This is a genomic window from Streptomyces sp. TLI_55 (genome assembly GCF_900206255.1).
In the GTDB taxonomy this organism is placed as follows: domain Bacteria; phylum Actinomycetota; class Actinomycetes; order Streptomycetales; family Streptomycetaceae; genus Streptomyces; species Streptomyces aquilus.
Genome location: NZ_OAOJ01000001.1, coordinates 539,196 through 554,233, shown reverse-complemented (window position 1 = coordinate 554,233; position 15,038 = coordinate 539,196). Strand labels below are relative to the sequence as shown.

General features: G+C 72.3%; 15 protein-coding genes. 9 read left to right on the top strand and 6 right to left on the bottom strand.

Features of this window, described 5'->3' with window-relative positions:
• Positions 1–25: 25 nt before the first annotated feature.
• The 3 genes from CRP56_RS02735 to CRP56_RS02725 all read right to left on the bottom strand — a co-directional run bounded on the left by CRP56_RS02735 (position 26) and on the right by CRP56_RS02725 (position 3,376).
• On the bottom strand, positions 26–1,198 hold the full coding sequence (locus CRP56_RS02735; RefSeq protein WP_097259814.1) for an alanine--tRNA ligase-related protein: 1,173 nt from the start codon (positions 1,196–1,198) through the stop codon (positions 26–28).
• Positions 1,199–1,382: 184 nt separating this feature from the next.
• Positions 1,383–2,105, bottom strand: a complete 723-nt coding sequence (locus CRP56_RS02730) for a response regulator (protein ID WP_097259813.1) — start codon at positions 2,103–2,105, stop codon at positions 1,383–1,385.
• Positions 2,090–3,376, bottom strand: coding sequence for a sensor histidine kinase (locus CRP56_RS02725; RefSeq protein ID WP_097259812.1), 1,287 nt, complete (start codon positions 3,374–3,376; stop codon positions 2,090–2,092). The genes CRP56_RS02730 and CRP56_RS02725 overlap by 16 nt, the downstream gene beginning before the upstream one ends.
• A gap of 221 nt (positions 3,377–3,597) precedes the next feature.
• Between CRP56_RS02725 and CRP56_RS02720 the strand changes: the two genes are divergently transcribed.
• The 6 genes from CRP56_RS02720 to CRP56_RS02690 all read left to right on the top strand — a co-directional run bounded on the left by CRP56_RS02720 (position 3,598) and on the right by CRP56_RS02690 (position 9,027).
• A complete protein-coding gene (locus tag CRP56_RS02720; RefSeq protein WP_097259811.1) occupies positions 3,598–4,290 on the top strand; it encodes an ABC transporter ATP-binding protein in 693 nt (230 codons plus the stop codon).
• A complete protein-coding gene (locus tag CRP56_RS02715; RefSeq protein ID WP_097259810.1) occupies positions 4,287–6,623 on the top strand; it encodes an ABC transporter permease in 2,337 nt (778 codons plus the stop codon). The genes CRP56_RS02720 and CRP56_RS02715 overlap by 4 nt, the downstream gene beginning before the upstream one ends.
• A gap of 102 nt (positions 6,624–6,725) precedes the next feature.
• Positions 6,726–7,430, top strand: coding sequence for a hypothetical protein (locus CRP56_RS02710; protein ID WP_097259809.1), 705 nt, complete (start codon positions 6,726–6,728; stop codon positions 7,428–7,430).
• Between the two features lie 58 nt (positions 7,431–7,488).
• Entirely contained in the window at positions 7,489–7,941 is a 453-nt protein-coding gene (locus CRP56_RS02705; protein ID WP_097259808.1) for a flavodoxin family protein, read from the top strand.
• A 245-nt stretch (positions 7,942–8,186) separates the two neighbouring features.
• The gene (locus CRP56_RS02695) at positions 8,187–8,351 is read left to right on the top strand and encodes a hypothetical protein (RefSeq protein WP_373559623.1); all 165 of its coding nucleotides are present in this window, start codon (positions 8,187–8,189) and stop codon (positions 8,349–8,351) included.
• A gap of 34 nt (positions 8,352–8,385) precedes the next feature.
• Positions 8,386–9,027: a class I SAM-dependent methyltransferase gene (locus tag CRP56_RS02690; protein WP_097259807.1), complete on the top strand. Its 642-nt coding sequence runs from the start codon at positions 8,386–8,388 to the stop codon at positions 9,025–9,027.
• Here CRP56_RS02690 and CRP56_RS02685 read toward each other — a convergent pair.
• Both CRP56_RS02685 and CRP56_RS02680 read right to left on the bottom strand, forming a co-directional pair.
• Positions 9,003–9,779, bottom strand: coding sequence for a class I SAM-dependent methyltransferase (locus CRP56_RS02685; RefSeq protein WP_097259806.1), 777 nt, complete (start codon positions 9,777–9,779; stop codon positions 9,003–9,005). The genes CRP56_RS02690 and CRP56_RS02685 overlap by 25 nt on opposite strands.
• A 23-nt stretch (positions 9,780–9,802) precedes the next feature.
• On the bottom strand, positions 9,803–10,729 hold the full coding sequence (locus CRP56_RS02680) for a GNAT family N-acetyltransferase (RefSeq protein WP_097259805.1): 927 nt from the start codon (positions 10,727–10,729) through the stop codon (positions 9,803–9,805).
• Positions 10,730–11,021: 292 nt separating this feature from the next.
• On the opposite strand from CRP56_RS02680, the gene CRP56_RS02670 reads away from it, so the two are divergent.
• Complete coding sequence (locus tag CRP56_RS02670; protein ID WP_097259803.1) at positions 11,022–12,143, top strand: methyltransferase; 1,122 nt, start codon at positions 11,022–11,024, stop codon at positions 12,141–12,143.
• Between the two features lie 50 nt (positions 12,144–12,193).
• Here the strand turns inward: CRP56_RS02670 and CRP56_RS02665 are convergent, their stop codons facing one another.
• Positions 12,194–12,577 carry a tautomerase family protein gene (locus tag CRP56_RS02665; protein WP_097259802.1) on the bottom strand — a complete coding sequence of 128 codons (384 nt, stop codon included), beginning with the start codon at positions 12,575–12,577 and terminating at the stop codon, positions 12,194–12,196.
• A gap of 137 nt (positions 12,578–12,714) precedes the next feature.
• Here CRP56_RS02665 and CRP56_RS02660 point away from each other — a divergent pair, with 137 nt between their 5' ends.
• Both CRP56_RS02660 and CRP56_RS02655 read left to right on the top strand, forming a co-directional pair.
• Positions 12,715–13,194, top strand: a complete 480-nt coding sequence (locus CRP56_RS02660) for a MarR family winged helix-turn-helix transcriptional regulator (RefSeq protein ID WP_097259801.1) — start codon at positions 12,715–12,717, stop codon at positions 13,192–13,194.
• Positions 13,195–13,288: 94 nt separating this feature from the next.
• Positions 13,289–14,971 carry a hypothetical protein gene (locus tag CRP56_RS02655; RefSeq protein WP_097259800.1) on the top strand — a complete coding sequence of 561 codons (1,683 nt, stop codon included), beginning with the start codon at positions 13,289–13,291 and terminating at the stop codon, positions 14,969–14,971.
• Positions 14,972–15,038: the final 67 nt, after the last annotated feature.

The window sequence follows — 15,038 nt, the reverse complement described above, 5'->3', positions numbered from 1 at the left end:
CCCGGGTTCGATCATGCGTGGCGGCTCATCCGTGCAGGCCGCGCAGGCCGACGACGAGATCGCGGGGCAGACCGTGGGTGTCGTGGAGGTAGCGGTAGTCCTCTTCCGTCAGCTGCCCTCGGAACTGAGGGCGGGAGAGGACGCGGTGGCCCCGGTCGAGGAGCTTGCCGAAGCGGCGCTCTTCCTCCAGCAGGACGCCGAGCACGGGGTCGGTGCCGCCCGGCAGCCGGAAGTGGTCCAGGGTGTGCTCGACGAGCTCCCGTGGCAGGTCGGACAGGGTACGGCCGCGGTCCTGCTGCCAGAGGGTGGTCAGGAGGCGGCGGACGAGGCGGCGCAGGACGTAGCCGCGCCCGGTGGGGGAGGGCCGTACGCCGTCACCGATGACGACGACACCGGAGCGCAGATGGTCGCAGACCAGGCGGAACGAGGGCTCGTCCAGGTCCCACAGCCGCGGGAGCAGCCGTGTCCAGGGTTCGAACAGATCCGTCTCGTAGACCGAGCTGCGCCCCTGGAGGACGGTCAGCAGGCGTTCCAGCCCCATGCCCGTGTCGATGTTCCGCTGCGACAGGGGCGTGAGACTGCCGTCCTCGTGGCGGCGGTAGCGCATGCCGACGTGGTTCCAGACCTCCACCCAGCGCGGGTCGGTGGTGGGGCTGCCCTCCGGCGAGGTGTCGCCGGTCCAGACGAAGATCTCCGAGTCGGGGCCGCACGGGCCGACGGGGCCGTTGGACCACCAGTTGTCCTCCACGGTCGGCTCGACGGGGACGTCCAACTCCTCCCAGGTGCGCAGGGATTCGGTGTCCGGGCCGACCTGGTCGTCGCCGCCGAAGACGGTGACGTACAGGTGCCGCTGCGGGATGCCGAAGCCGTCGCGGAGCAGTTCGTGGCCCCAGCGCAGGCTTTGCGAGTGGCCGTAGTCGCCGAGCGACCACGAGCCGAGCATCTCGAACACCGTCAGATGGGTGCGGTCGCCGACCTCCTCCAGGTCGGTGGTGCGCAGACAGCGCTGGACGTTCACCAGCCGCCGCCCCTGGGGATGCGGGCGGCCCTCCAGATACGGGGTGAGCGGGTGCATGCCGGACGTGGTGAACAGCACCGGGTCCGAGGGCGGCGGGAGCAGGGTGCTGCCGGTGATCAGGTGGTGGCCGCGCTCGACGTAGAAGTCGGTGAAGGTGCGCAGGGTGCGGTCGGTGTTCATGACGGTCTTCCTTCAAGTGCGGGGCACCGGAAAGGACCGTGCAAACAGCGAGGGGCGTACGCGCACTGCACCGGCGGTCCGTTTCCGGCCGCCGGGGAGAGGTGACGTGAGGTCAGGCGGTGGCAGCCGGGGAGCTGGTCGCTCGCGCGGCTGCGGTGTGGGTGTGCTGGGTGACCTCCATGGGTCAACGGTAACGATCGGCGCCCGGGACGTCTTCCGGATTTCCCGGCGTGATGAGCCCCGACTCGTAGGCGAGGACGACCGCCTGGACACGGTCGCGCAGCTCCAGCTTCGACAGGATGCGGCCGATGTGGGTCTTCACCGTGGTCGGGCTGAGGAACAGGCGCTCCGCCAGCTCGGCGTTGCTCAGGCCCGTCGCGAGCAGCCGCAGCACCTCCACTTCGCGCGGGGTCAGCGCGGAGAGGTCGCGGTGCGGGGAGGCGGTCGGGCGCGGCTCCTCGCGCTGGGCGAAGCGCTCGATCAGCCGACGGGTGATCGCCGGCGCGAGCAGGGCGTCGCCGGACTGCACGAGACGTACGGCGGCGACCAGGTGCTCGGGGGTGACGTCCTTGAGCAGGAAGCCGGAGGCGCCCGCGGTGAGCGCCGCGTACACGTAGTGGTCGAGGTCGTACGTGGTCAGGATGATGACGCGGGTGCCCTCGGCCGTGTCGTCGGCGAGGATGCGCCGGGTGGCCTCGATGCCGTCCATGCCGGGCATCCGGATGTCCATCAGCACCACGTCGGGGCGGGTGCGCCGGACCGCGGCGACCGCCTCGGCGCCGTCGGCGGCCTCCGCGGTCACCTCGATGCCGTCCGCGGCGAGGATCATCCCGAAGCCGGTCCGGACGAGGGCCTGGTCGTCGGCGATGACGGCGCGCAGCGCGGGCCCGCTCACGCGGTCCGCCACGGGACGAGGGCTCTGACGCGGTAGCCGCCCGCGAGCGTCGGACCGGCGGTCACCTCACCGCCGTAGACGGCGAGTCGCTCGCGCAGCCCGATCAGACCGCGGCCGTTGCCGTCCGGCGGTGCGGCATCGCGGACGGCGCCGGTGTCGACGACCTCGATCTCCAGCCGGTCGTCGCCGTAGCCGATCGTGACGGACGCCTCGGCGCCCGGCGCGTGCTTGATCGTGTTGGTCAGCGCCTCCTGCACCACGCGGTACGCCGTCAAGTCGACGCCGGGCGGCAGGGGTTCGGGCGGCAGCGACACCGCGATGCCGACCGGCGTACCGGCGGCCCGCACGCGGACGATGAGCGCGTCGAGCTGCGCGAGCCCCGGCTGGGGCTCCAGTGCCTCGGGCTGGTCCGGGTCCGGGGCCGCCAACAGCCCCATGACGTGCCGTAGTTCGGACATCGCCGCCCGGCCGCCCGCCTCCACCGCCAGCAACGCCTCCTTCGACCGCTCCGGTGCCGCGTCCATCACCTTGCGGGCCGCGCCCGCCTGGATGACCATCACGCTCACATTGTGGGTCACGACGTCGTGCAACTCGGCGGCTATCCGGGCGCGTTCCTCCTCGACCGCCCGGCGCATCGCCTCCTCCTGCTCGCGCTCCAGGCGGGCGAACCGCTCCCGGCCCGCCGCCAGCTGCCGCTGCCACACCCGGGCGAGCCCGGCCAGCACCCCGGCGATCAGCAGGACCACCGCGGGGCTCGACCACCCCGGCAGCACCGGCTCGGTGTCCCGGAACGCCAGCCCGGCGAGCACGGCCGCCACGAACAGCCCGGCCAGCGCCCCCACCCGGTGCCTGCTGTACATGACGGCGCTGTACGCCCCGACCACGCAGGTCAGCACGTTGATCCAGGAGGCGTCGTCGCCGATGGCCAGCGTCGCGCCCATCACCACGGCGAACACCACGAACGGATAGCGCCGCCGGACCGCCAGCGGCAGTGCGGAGAGCACGACCAGGACCAGGGGCGGGGTGACCGGCCGCTCCTCCACCCCCCACCGTCCCGGCGCGGGCGGCCGGGGCGGGGTCGGTCCACCGAGGTCGACCGGGGTGACGTTCATCGGCCCGTCGCCCGGATAGCGCGCCGCGACGAACAGCGCGACGGCGGTCAGCAGCACCGCCAGCACCGCGTCCGCCCACACGGCCCGCCGGGACAACGGCTCACGCCTCGGCTCAGGGCGCAGCGTGTCCCGCAACTGCCGCCGCCACCCGCGCCGGTCCTCCGTCTCCATCCGCACATTGTGCGGTCCCCCGACCGGGGACGCGTCCGCCTGTCGGACCGGCGAACCGTCCCCGAGGCGTACGCCGCAGGGATGACCCCAGGACCGGATCGTCCGCGCGAAGGGGCGCAAGTCGGTGCCCCGGCCGACGCGCCGCGCCCGCGCCCGCCCCTACTTTCGCTGGGCCGGTGCACAGCAAGAGCCCACTCCACTCACAAGGACGGACGACTCCCATGACTCAAGTGATCGAACTGTCGGGCGTGGCCAAGCGCTACGACAGTTCCGGCGCGCCCGCGCTCGGACCGATCGACCTCGGTGTCGCCCAGGGCGAGGCCCTCGCCGTCACCGGCCCCTCCGGCAGCGGCAAGTCCACGCTGCTGAACCTCGTCGCGGGCCTGGACAAGCCGACCAGCGGCACGGTGACCGTCGCCGGTGAGCGCGTCGACCGGCTGAGCGAGCACGCGTCGGCACGGTTCCGCCGTGAACGGATCGGCATGGTCTTCCAGTTCTTCAACCTGCTCGACGACCTCACCGTCGCCGACAACATCCAGCTCCCCGCCCAACTGACCGGCACCGCACGCCGCAAGGCCGCCGCCCGGGCCGGCGAGCTCATGGAGCTGCTGGGCATCCAGAAGCACGCCCGCGCCTACCCGGGCCGGTTGTCCGGCGGTGAGCGGCAACGGGTAGCGGTGGCAAGGGCGTTGGTGAACCGGCCCGCGCTGCTCCTCGCCGACGAACCGACCGGCGCCCTCGACAGCGCCTCGGGCCACGACGTACGGGAACTGCTGGTGGACCTGCACCGGGGCGGCCAGACCATCGTGCTGGTCACCCACGACCCGTCCCTCGCCGAGGCGGTGGCGAGCCGCACGATCCACCTGGTCGACGGTCACCTCGCTCTCGACACCCAGGCGGGGGCGGCCCGATGAGTGCGCTCAGTCGTGTCGTGCGGTCCGGGGTGGGGCGGCGGCGGGTGCAGACCGTTGTCATCGCCCTCGCGACCCTCATGGCCGTGGCCTCGGCCGTGGTCGCCGGATCGCTCATGGTCGCCTCCAACGCGCCCTTCGACCACGCCTTCGCCGCGCAGAACGGGGCGCACCTCGTCGCGCAGTTCGACCCGGCCAAGGTGAGTCCGGACCGACTCAAGGCCACCGGACGGCTCGACGGGGTCACGGGCAGCGCGGGCCCCTACCCCGTCACGACCATCCGGCCGGTGGACGAGGGGGGTGGCCACCTGCCGCCCGTGACGCTGGTAGGACGGTCCGAGCCGCACGCCGAGGTCGACCGGCTCGACTTGAAGTCGGGACGGTGGCCGACGAAGGCCGGCGAGGTCGTCCTGTCCAGCGAGTTCGAGGGCCCCGCCCTCCGGCTCGGTGCCACGCTCCACACCGCGGACGCCGCGGACAGCACGGCCCTCACGGTCGTCGGCTTCGCCCACTCGGTCGGCGAGACCGCCGACGCCTGGGCAACCCCCGCACAGGTCACCGCGCTCGCCTCCGACGACACCCGCGTCACCCGTCAGATGCTCTACCGCTTCGACTCCGCGGACACCAAGGCGCAGCTCGCCGCCGACCGCCGCGGGCTCACCGCCGCCCTGCCCTCCGGCGCGCTCATGGGCACCGAGTCCTGGCTGGACACCAAGCGCGCCGCCGACCAGAGCGCGGCGCCCACCATCCCCTTCCTCATGGCGTTCGGCGTCCTCGGCATCGTCATGTCGGTCATCATCGTCGGCAGCGTCATCAGCGGCGCCGTCGGCACCAGCCTGCGCAGGATCGGCATCCTCAAGGCCCTCGGCTTCACCCCGCGCGAGGTGGTCCGCGCCTACGTCGCCCAGGCGCTGGTCCCCGCCGGAGCCGGGATCGCGCTGGGCGTCGTACTCGGAAACCTGATGGCCATGCCGCTCCTGGAGGACACCGAGACGGTCTACGGCAGCGCGTCGCTGTCGGTGGCCTGGTGGGTGGACGTCCTGGTGGCCGGAGCCGCGCTGCTCGTCGTCGCGGTCGCCGCGCTGGTGCCCGCGCTGCGGGCCGGACAGCTGCCGACCGTGGAGGCCATCGCGGTCGGCCGGGCGCCACGCACCGGGCGGGGGCAGTGGGCCCACCGGGCGGCGGGACGGCTGCCGTTGCCGCGCGCGGTGACGTACGGCCTCGCCGGTCCCTTCGCGCACCCGGTGCGCACCCTCGCGATGCTGCTCGCGGTGGCCTTCGGTACCGTCGCGGCGACTTTCGCGCTCGGGCTGACCGCGTCCCTCAACGCGGTCGGTTCGGCGCAGGACCCGGAGGACCGCGCCCCGGTCACCGTCTTCACCGGCCAGCCCCGCTCGGGACCCGGCGGCGGCGAGACCGCCACGGCCGATCCCACGCGGGTGGCCGCGGCCATCGAGCAGCAGTCCGGCACCGACACCTCCTACGAAAGGACCCAGACGGACGGCACCGCGCTCGGCGTCCCGGGTGCCGTGCAGGCGGTGCTCTACGACGGCGACCTGCGCGCCGCCGCCTACGAGATGATCTCCGGGCACTGGATCACCGGGCCCGGCCAGGTCGTGGTCTCCACCCACTTCCTCAACACCACCGAGACCGAGGTCGGCGACCCGCTGCGGGTGACGGTCGGCGAGCAGACGCGGACCCTGACGATCGTCGGCGAGGCCTTCGACACCTCCGACGACGGACTCCGCTTCCACGCGAGCCTCGCCGACTTCCCCACCGTCGAGCCGCAGATGTTCCTCGTCGACCTCAAGTCGGGCGTCCAGGCCACCCAGTACGCCATGAAGCTCGACCGGACGGTGAGCGCGCTCGGCGGTCAGGCCATCGCCAACTCCCCCTCACGGCAGGACAACCTGATCCTCGTCCTCGACGCGATGGCGGCGCTGCTCACCCTGATGCTGGTCTCCGTCGCCGGCCTCGGCGTGCTCAACTCCGTCGTCCTCGACACCCGGGAGCGCGTCCACGACCTGGGCGTGTGCAAGGCGCTCGGCATGTCGCCGCGGCAGACGGTGAGCCTCGTGCTGGCCTCGGTGGCCGGGATCGGCGTGGTCGGCGGGCTGATCGGGGTGCCTGTCGGGTTCGCGCTGCACGGTTACGTCCTGCCGAAGATGGCGGAGACCGCCGACACCGGCCTGCCGAAGGCGGTCCTCGACGTGTACGACACCCCGGAACTGCTCCTGCTCGGCTGCGCCGGCCTCCTCATCGCCGCGCTCGGCGCGCTGCTCCCGGCGAGCTGGGCGGCGCGGACCCGCACCGCGACGGCACTGCGCACGGAGTAGCCGAACACCCCGCTCATCAGCACATTTTCATTACGACACCTCCACAATCACGGTCCCCCGGGCGATGATTGATCGCGCAACAGAACCATCCCTGGGGGGACCATGAGTTACGACAACACGCAGCCGCCCATGCCCGGCTACAACCCGCCGCCCGGGCCCGGCTATTACCCGCCGCAGCCGCCGCAAGCGCCGCAGTCGCCGAAGAAGACCACCACGGTCCTCATCGCCGCCGGCGCGGCGGTGGTCGCGGCCGTCCTCGCCGCCGTCGTCACCGCGAGCGTGACCGGTGACGGCAAGGCCGAGGCGGCGCCGACCGTCACCGTCACCAAGACGGCACCGGCCGAGGGCGGCGACAGTGCCGCCGACGACTCCGCCACCGACGCGGCGGACTCCGACGCCCCGGCCGAGGACTCCGGCGACGACTCCTACGGCTTCGACGACACGATCGCGTACGACAACGACGTCGAGATCAGCCTGACCAAGATCACTCGGGCGGTCTCCAGCGAGTACGCGTCCCCGGAGAAGACTCCGTACGCCAAGTTCACCATCAAGATCGTGAACAAGTCGGACAAGAAGATCGACGCCTCGATGATGACGGTGAACTGCGCCTACGGCGACGAGGGCAAGGAAGGGGAGTCCATCTACGACGACGGACTCGACGGTCTGCCCGACACCAACATCCTGGCCGGCCGGTCCCTCTCCGTGCCGTGGGGCTGCGAGCTGCCCAAGGGCGAGTCCTTCCTCCAGATCGAGGTGGCGCCGGACTACGAGTCGGAGACCGCGATCTTCACCGGCAAGGTGAAGTAGCCCGCGCGGCGGCCACCGCGTTTGCGCCGGGTGCCCGGCCGACGGCAGGGTGCGGGGTGTGCCTACCTTGCTGATCGTGCATCACACCCCCTCGCCCAACTGCCAGGCGCTGCTGGAAGCCGTCGTCTCCGGGGCCACGGACCCGGAGATCGAGAACGTCCAGGTCGTGCGGCGGGCCGCGCTCGCGGCCACCGCCTCCGACGTGCTCGCCGCCGACGGCTTCCTGCTGGGCACACCGGCGAACCTCGGCTACATGTCCGGGGCCCTCAAGCACTTCTTCGACCAGGTCTACTACCCGTGCCTGGACGAGACGCGAGGGCGGCCGTTCGGCTACTGGGTGCATGGTGGCAGCGACGTGACCGGCGCGGTACGCGGCATCGAGGCCGTCACCACGGGCCTCGGCTGGCGCCACGCGGCGGACGCCGTGACGGTGACCGGAACACCGGACAAGCCCGACGTGCAGGCCTGCTGGGAACTGGGCGCGACACTCGCGGCCGGGCTGATGGAGTGACGGCTACCGGGCCGTGCGTCAGCGTTCCGTCGTCCAGGGCCGGAGCTTGTCCGGGTTGAGCAACGCCCAGATGCGCGCGGCAACGGGCCGGCCGGCGTAGAAGCGGGCGATCGAGCAGGCCGACGAGAGCGTCGATGTCCTGCGCCTCCCAGGCCTGTCCGAAAGCCCTGACGACGTCGGCGTGCCGGGCGGCCGGTGCGGCGGGGCCGCGTCTCGTGCCCCCGGCGGCGGGCGACGGACGCCAAGTGACGGCAGGCGACCGGCGTACGTTCCAGTCGGGAAACCCCTACGGCGCCTCCCACGTGGCCGGCGACGGTCCGCCCGGAGAGGTCTCCCCGCAGGCGGCCCGCCATCAGGCGCGCCGCGTGGTCGACACGGCGGCCGCCCTCAAGGCCGGTCGAGCCGCCTGACCGGCGTTCCACGCCGGGATGACATGCTGGCCGTATGGGCGATCACGCGCGGCATGAGTCCGTACGGCACAGCTACGACACCGTGGCCGAGGAGTACACGACCCGGCTCCATGCCGAGCTCGAAGGCAAGCCCCTGGACCGGGCGTTGCTGACCGCGCTCCTCGAACAGACCGAACCGGGGGCGGTGATCGGTGACTTGGGCTGCGGCCCCGGGCATGTGGCGGCCTGGCTGGCCGGGAAGGGCGCCCGGACGGTCGGGATCGACCTGTCCGCGGGCATGGTCGAGGCGGGTCGCGGCCGCTTCCCGGAGGTCGAGTTCCGCCAGGGCGACCTGCTGGAACTCCCGGCGAAGGACGGCGAGTTCGGCTCCCTGATCGCCCTCTACACCGTCATCCACCTCGAACCCGGCGAACTGCGGAGCGCGTTCGAGGAGATGGTGCGGGTCCTGCGCCCACAGGGCCTGCTCCTGCTCTCCTTCCACGTCGGCGAGGAGGTCCGGCACCTGGACGAATGGTGGGGCCACTCCGTCGACGTCGACTTCCGTTTCCTCGACCCCGCGCACCTCACGGACCTTCTCGCATCGGTCGGCTTCACGGTGGAGATGCAGCTGGAGCGCACGCACTACGCCCACGAGGCGGAGACTCGCCGCGCCTACCTGCTGGCCCGCCGCACCTGACACGTCACGACCGGCTGGTAGAACCCCGTCGCCTCCGGCGCGTGCCACAGGACGTCGGCGTAGCCCGCCTCGGCGAGCAGCCGGGTCAGCTGCGGCCGCGGCAGCGCCCAGGAGGTGGCGGTACGCCGCCGGACCGTCCAGCCGTCCCCGGCGGGGATCAGCTGGAAGTGCTCCAGGTCGTAGCGTTCGCCGTCCTCGTGCCAGTGCCAGAGCTGAAAGGTGACCACCCGGCCTTCCGGCGTCTCCGTGACCTGCGGAGGTGTCGCGGTGGGCCGGGTCCGGCGGAGTTCGTCGTAGTCCCGGACCGTGAGCACCAGCACCCCGCCGTCCCGCAGCACCCGTCGCATCTCGCCCAGGGCCGCCGCGACGTCCTGCGCGGAGAGCAGGTGAGCGAGCGAGTTGTCGGCGCTGACGACGACGTCGAAGACGGACGGCGCGAACGGCAGCCGGCGCATGTCGGCGGCGGCCGCCGGCAGGCCGATGCCCCGGGCCGCCGCCTCGGCCGTGGCGCGCGCTGCCGCGCGGGGACTGAGGTCGCTGCCGACGACGTCGTACCCGGCCCGGGCCAGCCCGATCGCCTGGGTGCCGATCCCGCAGGAGCAGTCCAGGACGCGGTGCGGGCCCGCGCCCAGACGCTGCCGGACGAGGGTGTCGAGGGCGGCGGCCTGGCGGGCCGTGCTCGCGTCCCAGTCCGCGAACATCAGGTGGTAGTCGGAGGCCAGGTCGTCGTAGAAGTCCCGGGTCGAGGGCATCCGCGCACCTTCCGCCGCCGTGCTCAGGTCAGAACCGCTTCCCAAGTGTCGACGGCGTAGTGGAGCTTCATCCCGTTACGTCCGTACAGCTCGGGCGCCCCGGTCGCGTTGGCCGTGTCCACCCCCAGCCCCACGGTGTCCCGCCCCCGCGCGGCGAACGCGGCGAACACCTGCCGCAGCAGCAGCCCGCCCAGCCCCCGCCCCCGGGCTTCCCTGAGCACCCCCACGCTGCGGATCCACCCCATGGCCGGGCGGTCGTCCCGCGCGATCAGGAACCCGGCGTCGCCCAACTCCTCGGTGGCGAGGAGCCACACCAGCGACCAGTCCAGGCGCTCGGCGTCGATGTCGTGCAGCCACTGCTCATAGGCGCGCGGCTGGAAGTCGAAGTGCTCCGCGAAGGTGGACTGGTAGAGCAGATGGGCGCGTTGCCGGTCCGCCTCGGTGGCGCAGAGACGGATGCGTACGCCCTCGGGCAGCTCCGGGGTGTGATCCACGGCCTGGTCGAGCCGGCGTTCCAGCACGTGGTAGCGGCGTACGACGTACCAGCCCCGTGCCTCGATCAGTGAAGTGTCCAGGGTCGGCCGGGTGTTGAGGTGCAGATGGACGACGGCCTTGGCGGCGCCGTTCGCCCGGGCCCGCTCGACGGCCCTGATCTGGAGGGCGTCCAGGATCTGTTCGCCGGCTTCCTGATCGTCGGGCAGGACGTAGTGGTCGACGTCGATCCGCTCGTTACCGGAGTCGTCCCACAGCAGCCCGTACGCCACCAGCCGCTCCCCGTCGAAGGCCAGCCAGGAGTCGCGCTCCAGATCGACCTCCGGATGCCTGAGATCGGCCTCGACCTCGGGGAGGTCGGTCTCGCGCCGGCCGATCTCGATCTCGTCGACGGCATTGAGCAGCTCGGTGATCGCGGGCGCGTCGCCGAGCCGCGCGGAGCGCAGGAGGTAAGGCATGAGGGCCAGGGTCCAGGGGGAGGCGGGCGGCCGCAACGGGTTTTCGGCGTCACCCGCGGCGCGGTTTGCCCGGACGCGGGACACCGTGCAAGCCTCGTACGGCATCTCTCCGGAAGGACCCCTCGTGACCCTCGGCATGGTGCTGGGCGACGTCTCCTCGCGCGCTTCGACGCGGGAGCCGTAACTCTTCCTGCCCGCATCCCGAGCCCGTGCCGCGGCACGGGCCGCCGGTGCTGCTCCTCGTCGAAGTGCTCTTCGTGCCCTTGCACGTTCGATCACGAGGAGTACCTCCGTGTCCACGATCCACTGGACCGAAGACCGCACCGCCCGATCCGCCCGCTGGCACTCCGAGAGCGCCGCGCCCCCGCCGCGCCGGGTCGTCGTCGCCGACGACCGGACGACAGCGGCCACCGCCCACCGACTCGCCCGCGAGGGAACGGCGTTGCTGTGGCGGGGCGACTTCCACAACGCACGCCAACTGCTCAACGCGATGCGCCGCCGCGCCGACCGGCGACCGCTTCGTCAGGGGAACACCCCGGCGGAGACCTTCCACCTCCACCGCCAGGCCCGCGGCCACCGGGCCCGCCTGCTGGGCAGGTTGATCGTGCTGCTGGAGGACGACCACACCCTGGCCCTGCGCCGGGCGCCCGACGTGCGCCAGGCGTGCGTCGAGGCGTACGGGGCGCCGGCCGGTCGTACGGCGGTCGCCCTGACGGAACTGCTGGGCGTCCTCGGCGCGCGGCAGTGGCGGGAGAGGGGCGTCGACGTACCGGCCCTCGGCGGCCGCATCCACCCGCACTACGGCGTGTTCTCCCCGGTCAGGGGCGAGTACGTCGACCTCGTCGCGCGAGCGCCTCTGCCCGCCTCGCCGTCCAGCCGAACCGCCTTCGACCTCGGCACGGGGACCGGTGTGCTCGCCGCCGTCCTGGCCCGGCGCGGTGTCGGCCAGGTCGTGGCCACCGACATCGCTCCGCGCGCCCTGGCCTGCGCCCGTGACACCGTGCGGCGGTTGGGGCTCGGCGGACGGGTGGAGGTGGTGGGACCGGCCCTGTTCCCCGAAGGCCGCGCCGACCTCGTCGTGTGCAACCCGCCCTGGCTCCCGGCCCGGCCGACGTCCGCGGTCGAGCAGGGGGTGTACGACCCGGACGGCGAGATGCTCCGCGGCTTTCTGGACGGCCTGGCGGGCCGTCTCGTCCCGGGCGGCGAGGGATGGCTGATCCTCTCCGACCTCGCCGAACACCTCGGGTTGCGCAGCCGCCGTGATCTGCTGACCGGCATCGAGGCGGCGGGGCTTCGTGTGGTGGACCGGCTCGACACCCGGCCCCGGCATCCCCGGGCGAGGGACACCACGGACCCGCTCCACGCCGCCCGAGCCGCGGAGATCACCTCGCTGTGGCGCCTGGCCCCGCGATGAGCTCAGAGCCTGTGTCATATCCGTGTCGGGCGACCGGAGGACACAGGCTCTCAGCCCACCCGGCCGCCCACGCCCGAGCGCCCCTCGGGCACTGCTGTCAGGCTCACCGCCACCTCCTCGCGCACCGGCTCACCCAGCACGTCGACCACCGCGTCCGTGATCGCGGCGATCAACCGGGCCGGCGCGTCCGGCACGTCCGGGAGCCGGTAGGCCGGCTCGCGCAGGCTCAGCCTGATGTCCGGGGCGGCCCGCTCGCTCGGCACGCCGCCGACGCCCCGCCGGTGGCGCGGGATGCCGATGAGGTCCACGGCGACCATGCGGCGGAACGGCTCGCCGTAGACCGCGCCGACCGCGTCCGCGAGCCCTCGGATCAGGCCCTCCTCGGTCTTGCCGTCGAGCACGCTCTCGCTGATGTGCACGGTGAAGTGAGGCATGGTGGAATCTCCGTTCGGGCCGGTTCTCGGGCGTGACGTTCTTGGGCGTGACGTTTTTCCGGTTTGATGTGAGTGGGTGTGATGCCTTTGAAAGCAAAGCATCTTTGACATCAAAGGTAAATGGCGAGGGGTGCGTGATGGCCGGATCCGTGCGGCGCGAGGCCGAGACGGATGGCGTGGACACCGCGGTGCGTGAGCTGCTGCTGCTCATGCCGCGCATGGTCGGCCGGGTGAAGCGCATCCCCGTGCCCGAGGCGCTGGAGTCGCTGTCGCTGGCGCCCCGCCATCTCTCCTTGCTGGCCTGCCTGTTGTTCGACGGTCCCTTGACCGTGAACGACCTCGCCGCCCGTCTGGAGGTGGCGCCCACCACGGTCAGCCTGATGGTCGGCGACCTGAGCGGCAAGGGCGTCCTCGACCGCCGCGAGGACCCCGCCGACCGGCGCCGTCGCATCGTGGCCATCGCCCCGGACCAGCACGAGGCCATCGCCGCCTGGCTCGCCCCCGGCGCCGAGGCCTGGCGTCGCGTGCTCACCCCGCTGGAGCCGGAGCAGCGCCGCCTCTTCGTCGACACCCTGCTCGCCTACGAGGCGGCGGTCGCCGAGGAACGTGAACGCTGAGGCGCCTGCGCGGCGGCGACGGTCGTCGGCGTGTCGGGCGCAAATCACCCTGTAACGTCGCGAATCCAGGCCCGCTCGCGCTCGGGGGAATCCCATGGACTACTACGACCTCGGCACCCACACCCGCACGGTGACCACTTCGTCGCCCGAGGCCCAACTGTGGTTCGACCGAGGGCTGGTGTGGACGTACGGCTTCCATCACGAGGAAGCGGTCGCGTGCTTCCAAGCCGCAGCAGAGGCCGATCCCGACTGCGCCATGGCCTACTGGGGCATCGCGTACGCACTCGGCCCCAACTACAACAAGCCCTGGGAGTTCTTCGACGGCGACGACCTCACCCGCACCGTCGAGCGCACCCACGCCGCCGTCGAACGGGCCCACGAGAAGGCCGGGGTCGCCGCCACCCCCGTGGAGCGGGCCCTGATCGAGGCCCTGCGCGCCCGCTATCCGCAGGCGAAGCCGGTGGCGGACTGCTCGGTGTGGAACGAGCCGTACGCCGACAGCATGCGCGCCGTCCATCAACTCGCCCCCGGCGACCCCGACATCGCCACGCTCTACGCCGACGCCCTGATGAACCTCACCCCTTGGCAGCTGTGGAACCTCAGGACCGGTCAACCGGCGGAAGGCGCCCGCACCTTGGAGGCCAAGGCGGTCCTCGACCGGGTGCTCGCCTCGGGCACCGGAGCGCGGCACCCCGGCGTGCTGCACCTGTACATCCACCTCATGGAGATGTCCCCGACACCCGAGCAGGCCCTGCCCGTCGCCGACCGGCTGCGCGGCCTGGTCCCCGACGCCGGGCACCTCCAGCACATGCCGTCCCACCTGGACGTCCTGTGCGGCGACTACCGCCGGGTCGTGTCCGACAACAGCGCCGCCATCAGCGCCGACGAGAAGTACCACGCCCGGGCCGGCGCGATGAACTTCTACACCCTCTACCGGTCGCACAACTACCACTTCAAGATCTACGGCGCGATGTTCCTCGGCCAGTCCCGCATCGCCCTGGAGACCGCCGCCGAGCTGGAGGCGTCGATCCCGGAGGACCTGCTGCGCGTACCGAGCCCGCCCATGGCCGACTGGCTGGAGGCCTTCCTCGCCATGCGGGTCCACGCGCTGATCCGCTTCGGCCGCTGGACCGACATCCTCCAACTGCCGCTGCCCGCCGACCCGGAGCTGTACAGCGTGACGACGGCCATGCTCCGCTACGCCCGCGGAGTCGCCCTGTCCGCCCTCGGCCGCGTCCCCGAGGCCGAGGCCGAACGCGTCCTGTTCCACGAGGCGGTGGCCCGGGTCCAGGAGACCCGCATGCTGTTCAACAACACCTGCGCCGACATCCTTGCCGTCGCCTCCGCGATGCTCGACGGTGAACTCGCCTACCGCAAGGGCGACTTCGACGCCGCCTTCGCCGCGCTGGAGCGGTCGATCGCACTCGACGACAACCTGCCCTACGACGAGCCGTGGGGGTGGATGCAGCCCACCCGGCATGCGTACGGCGCCCTGCTCCTGGAACAGGGCCGGGTCGCGGAGGCGGAGGCGGTCTACCGCGCCGACCTCGGTCTCGACGACACCCTGCCCCGCGCGGTCCAGCACCCCGGCAACGTCTGGGCGCTGCACGGCTTCCACGAGTGCCTGGTCCGGCTCGGCAAGACGGGGGAGGCGCGGATCGTCGCCCAGCAGCTGAAGCTCGCGGTCGCGCTGGCGGACGTACCGATCGAGGCGTCGTGCTTCTGCCGGCTCGACGCGGTGTCGGGGGACGGGGGAGGGGGTGGGTGCTGCGGGTGAGGCGGCGCGGTTCCTCCGTCAACGTGACCGCAGAAGCGGGTCTTTGCTCATTCTATTGACGTGTACC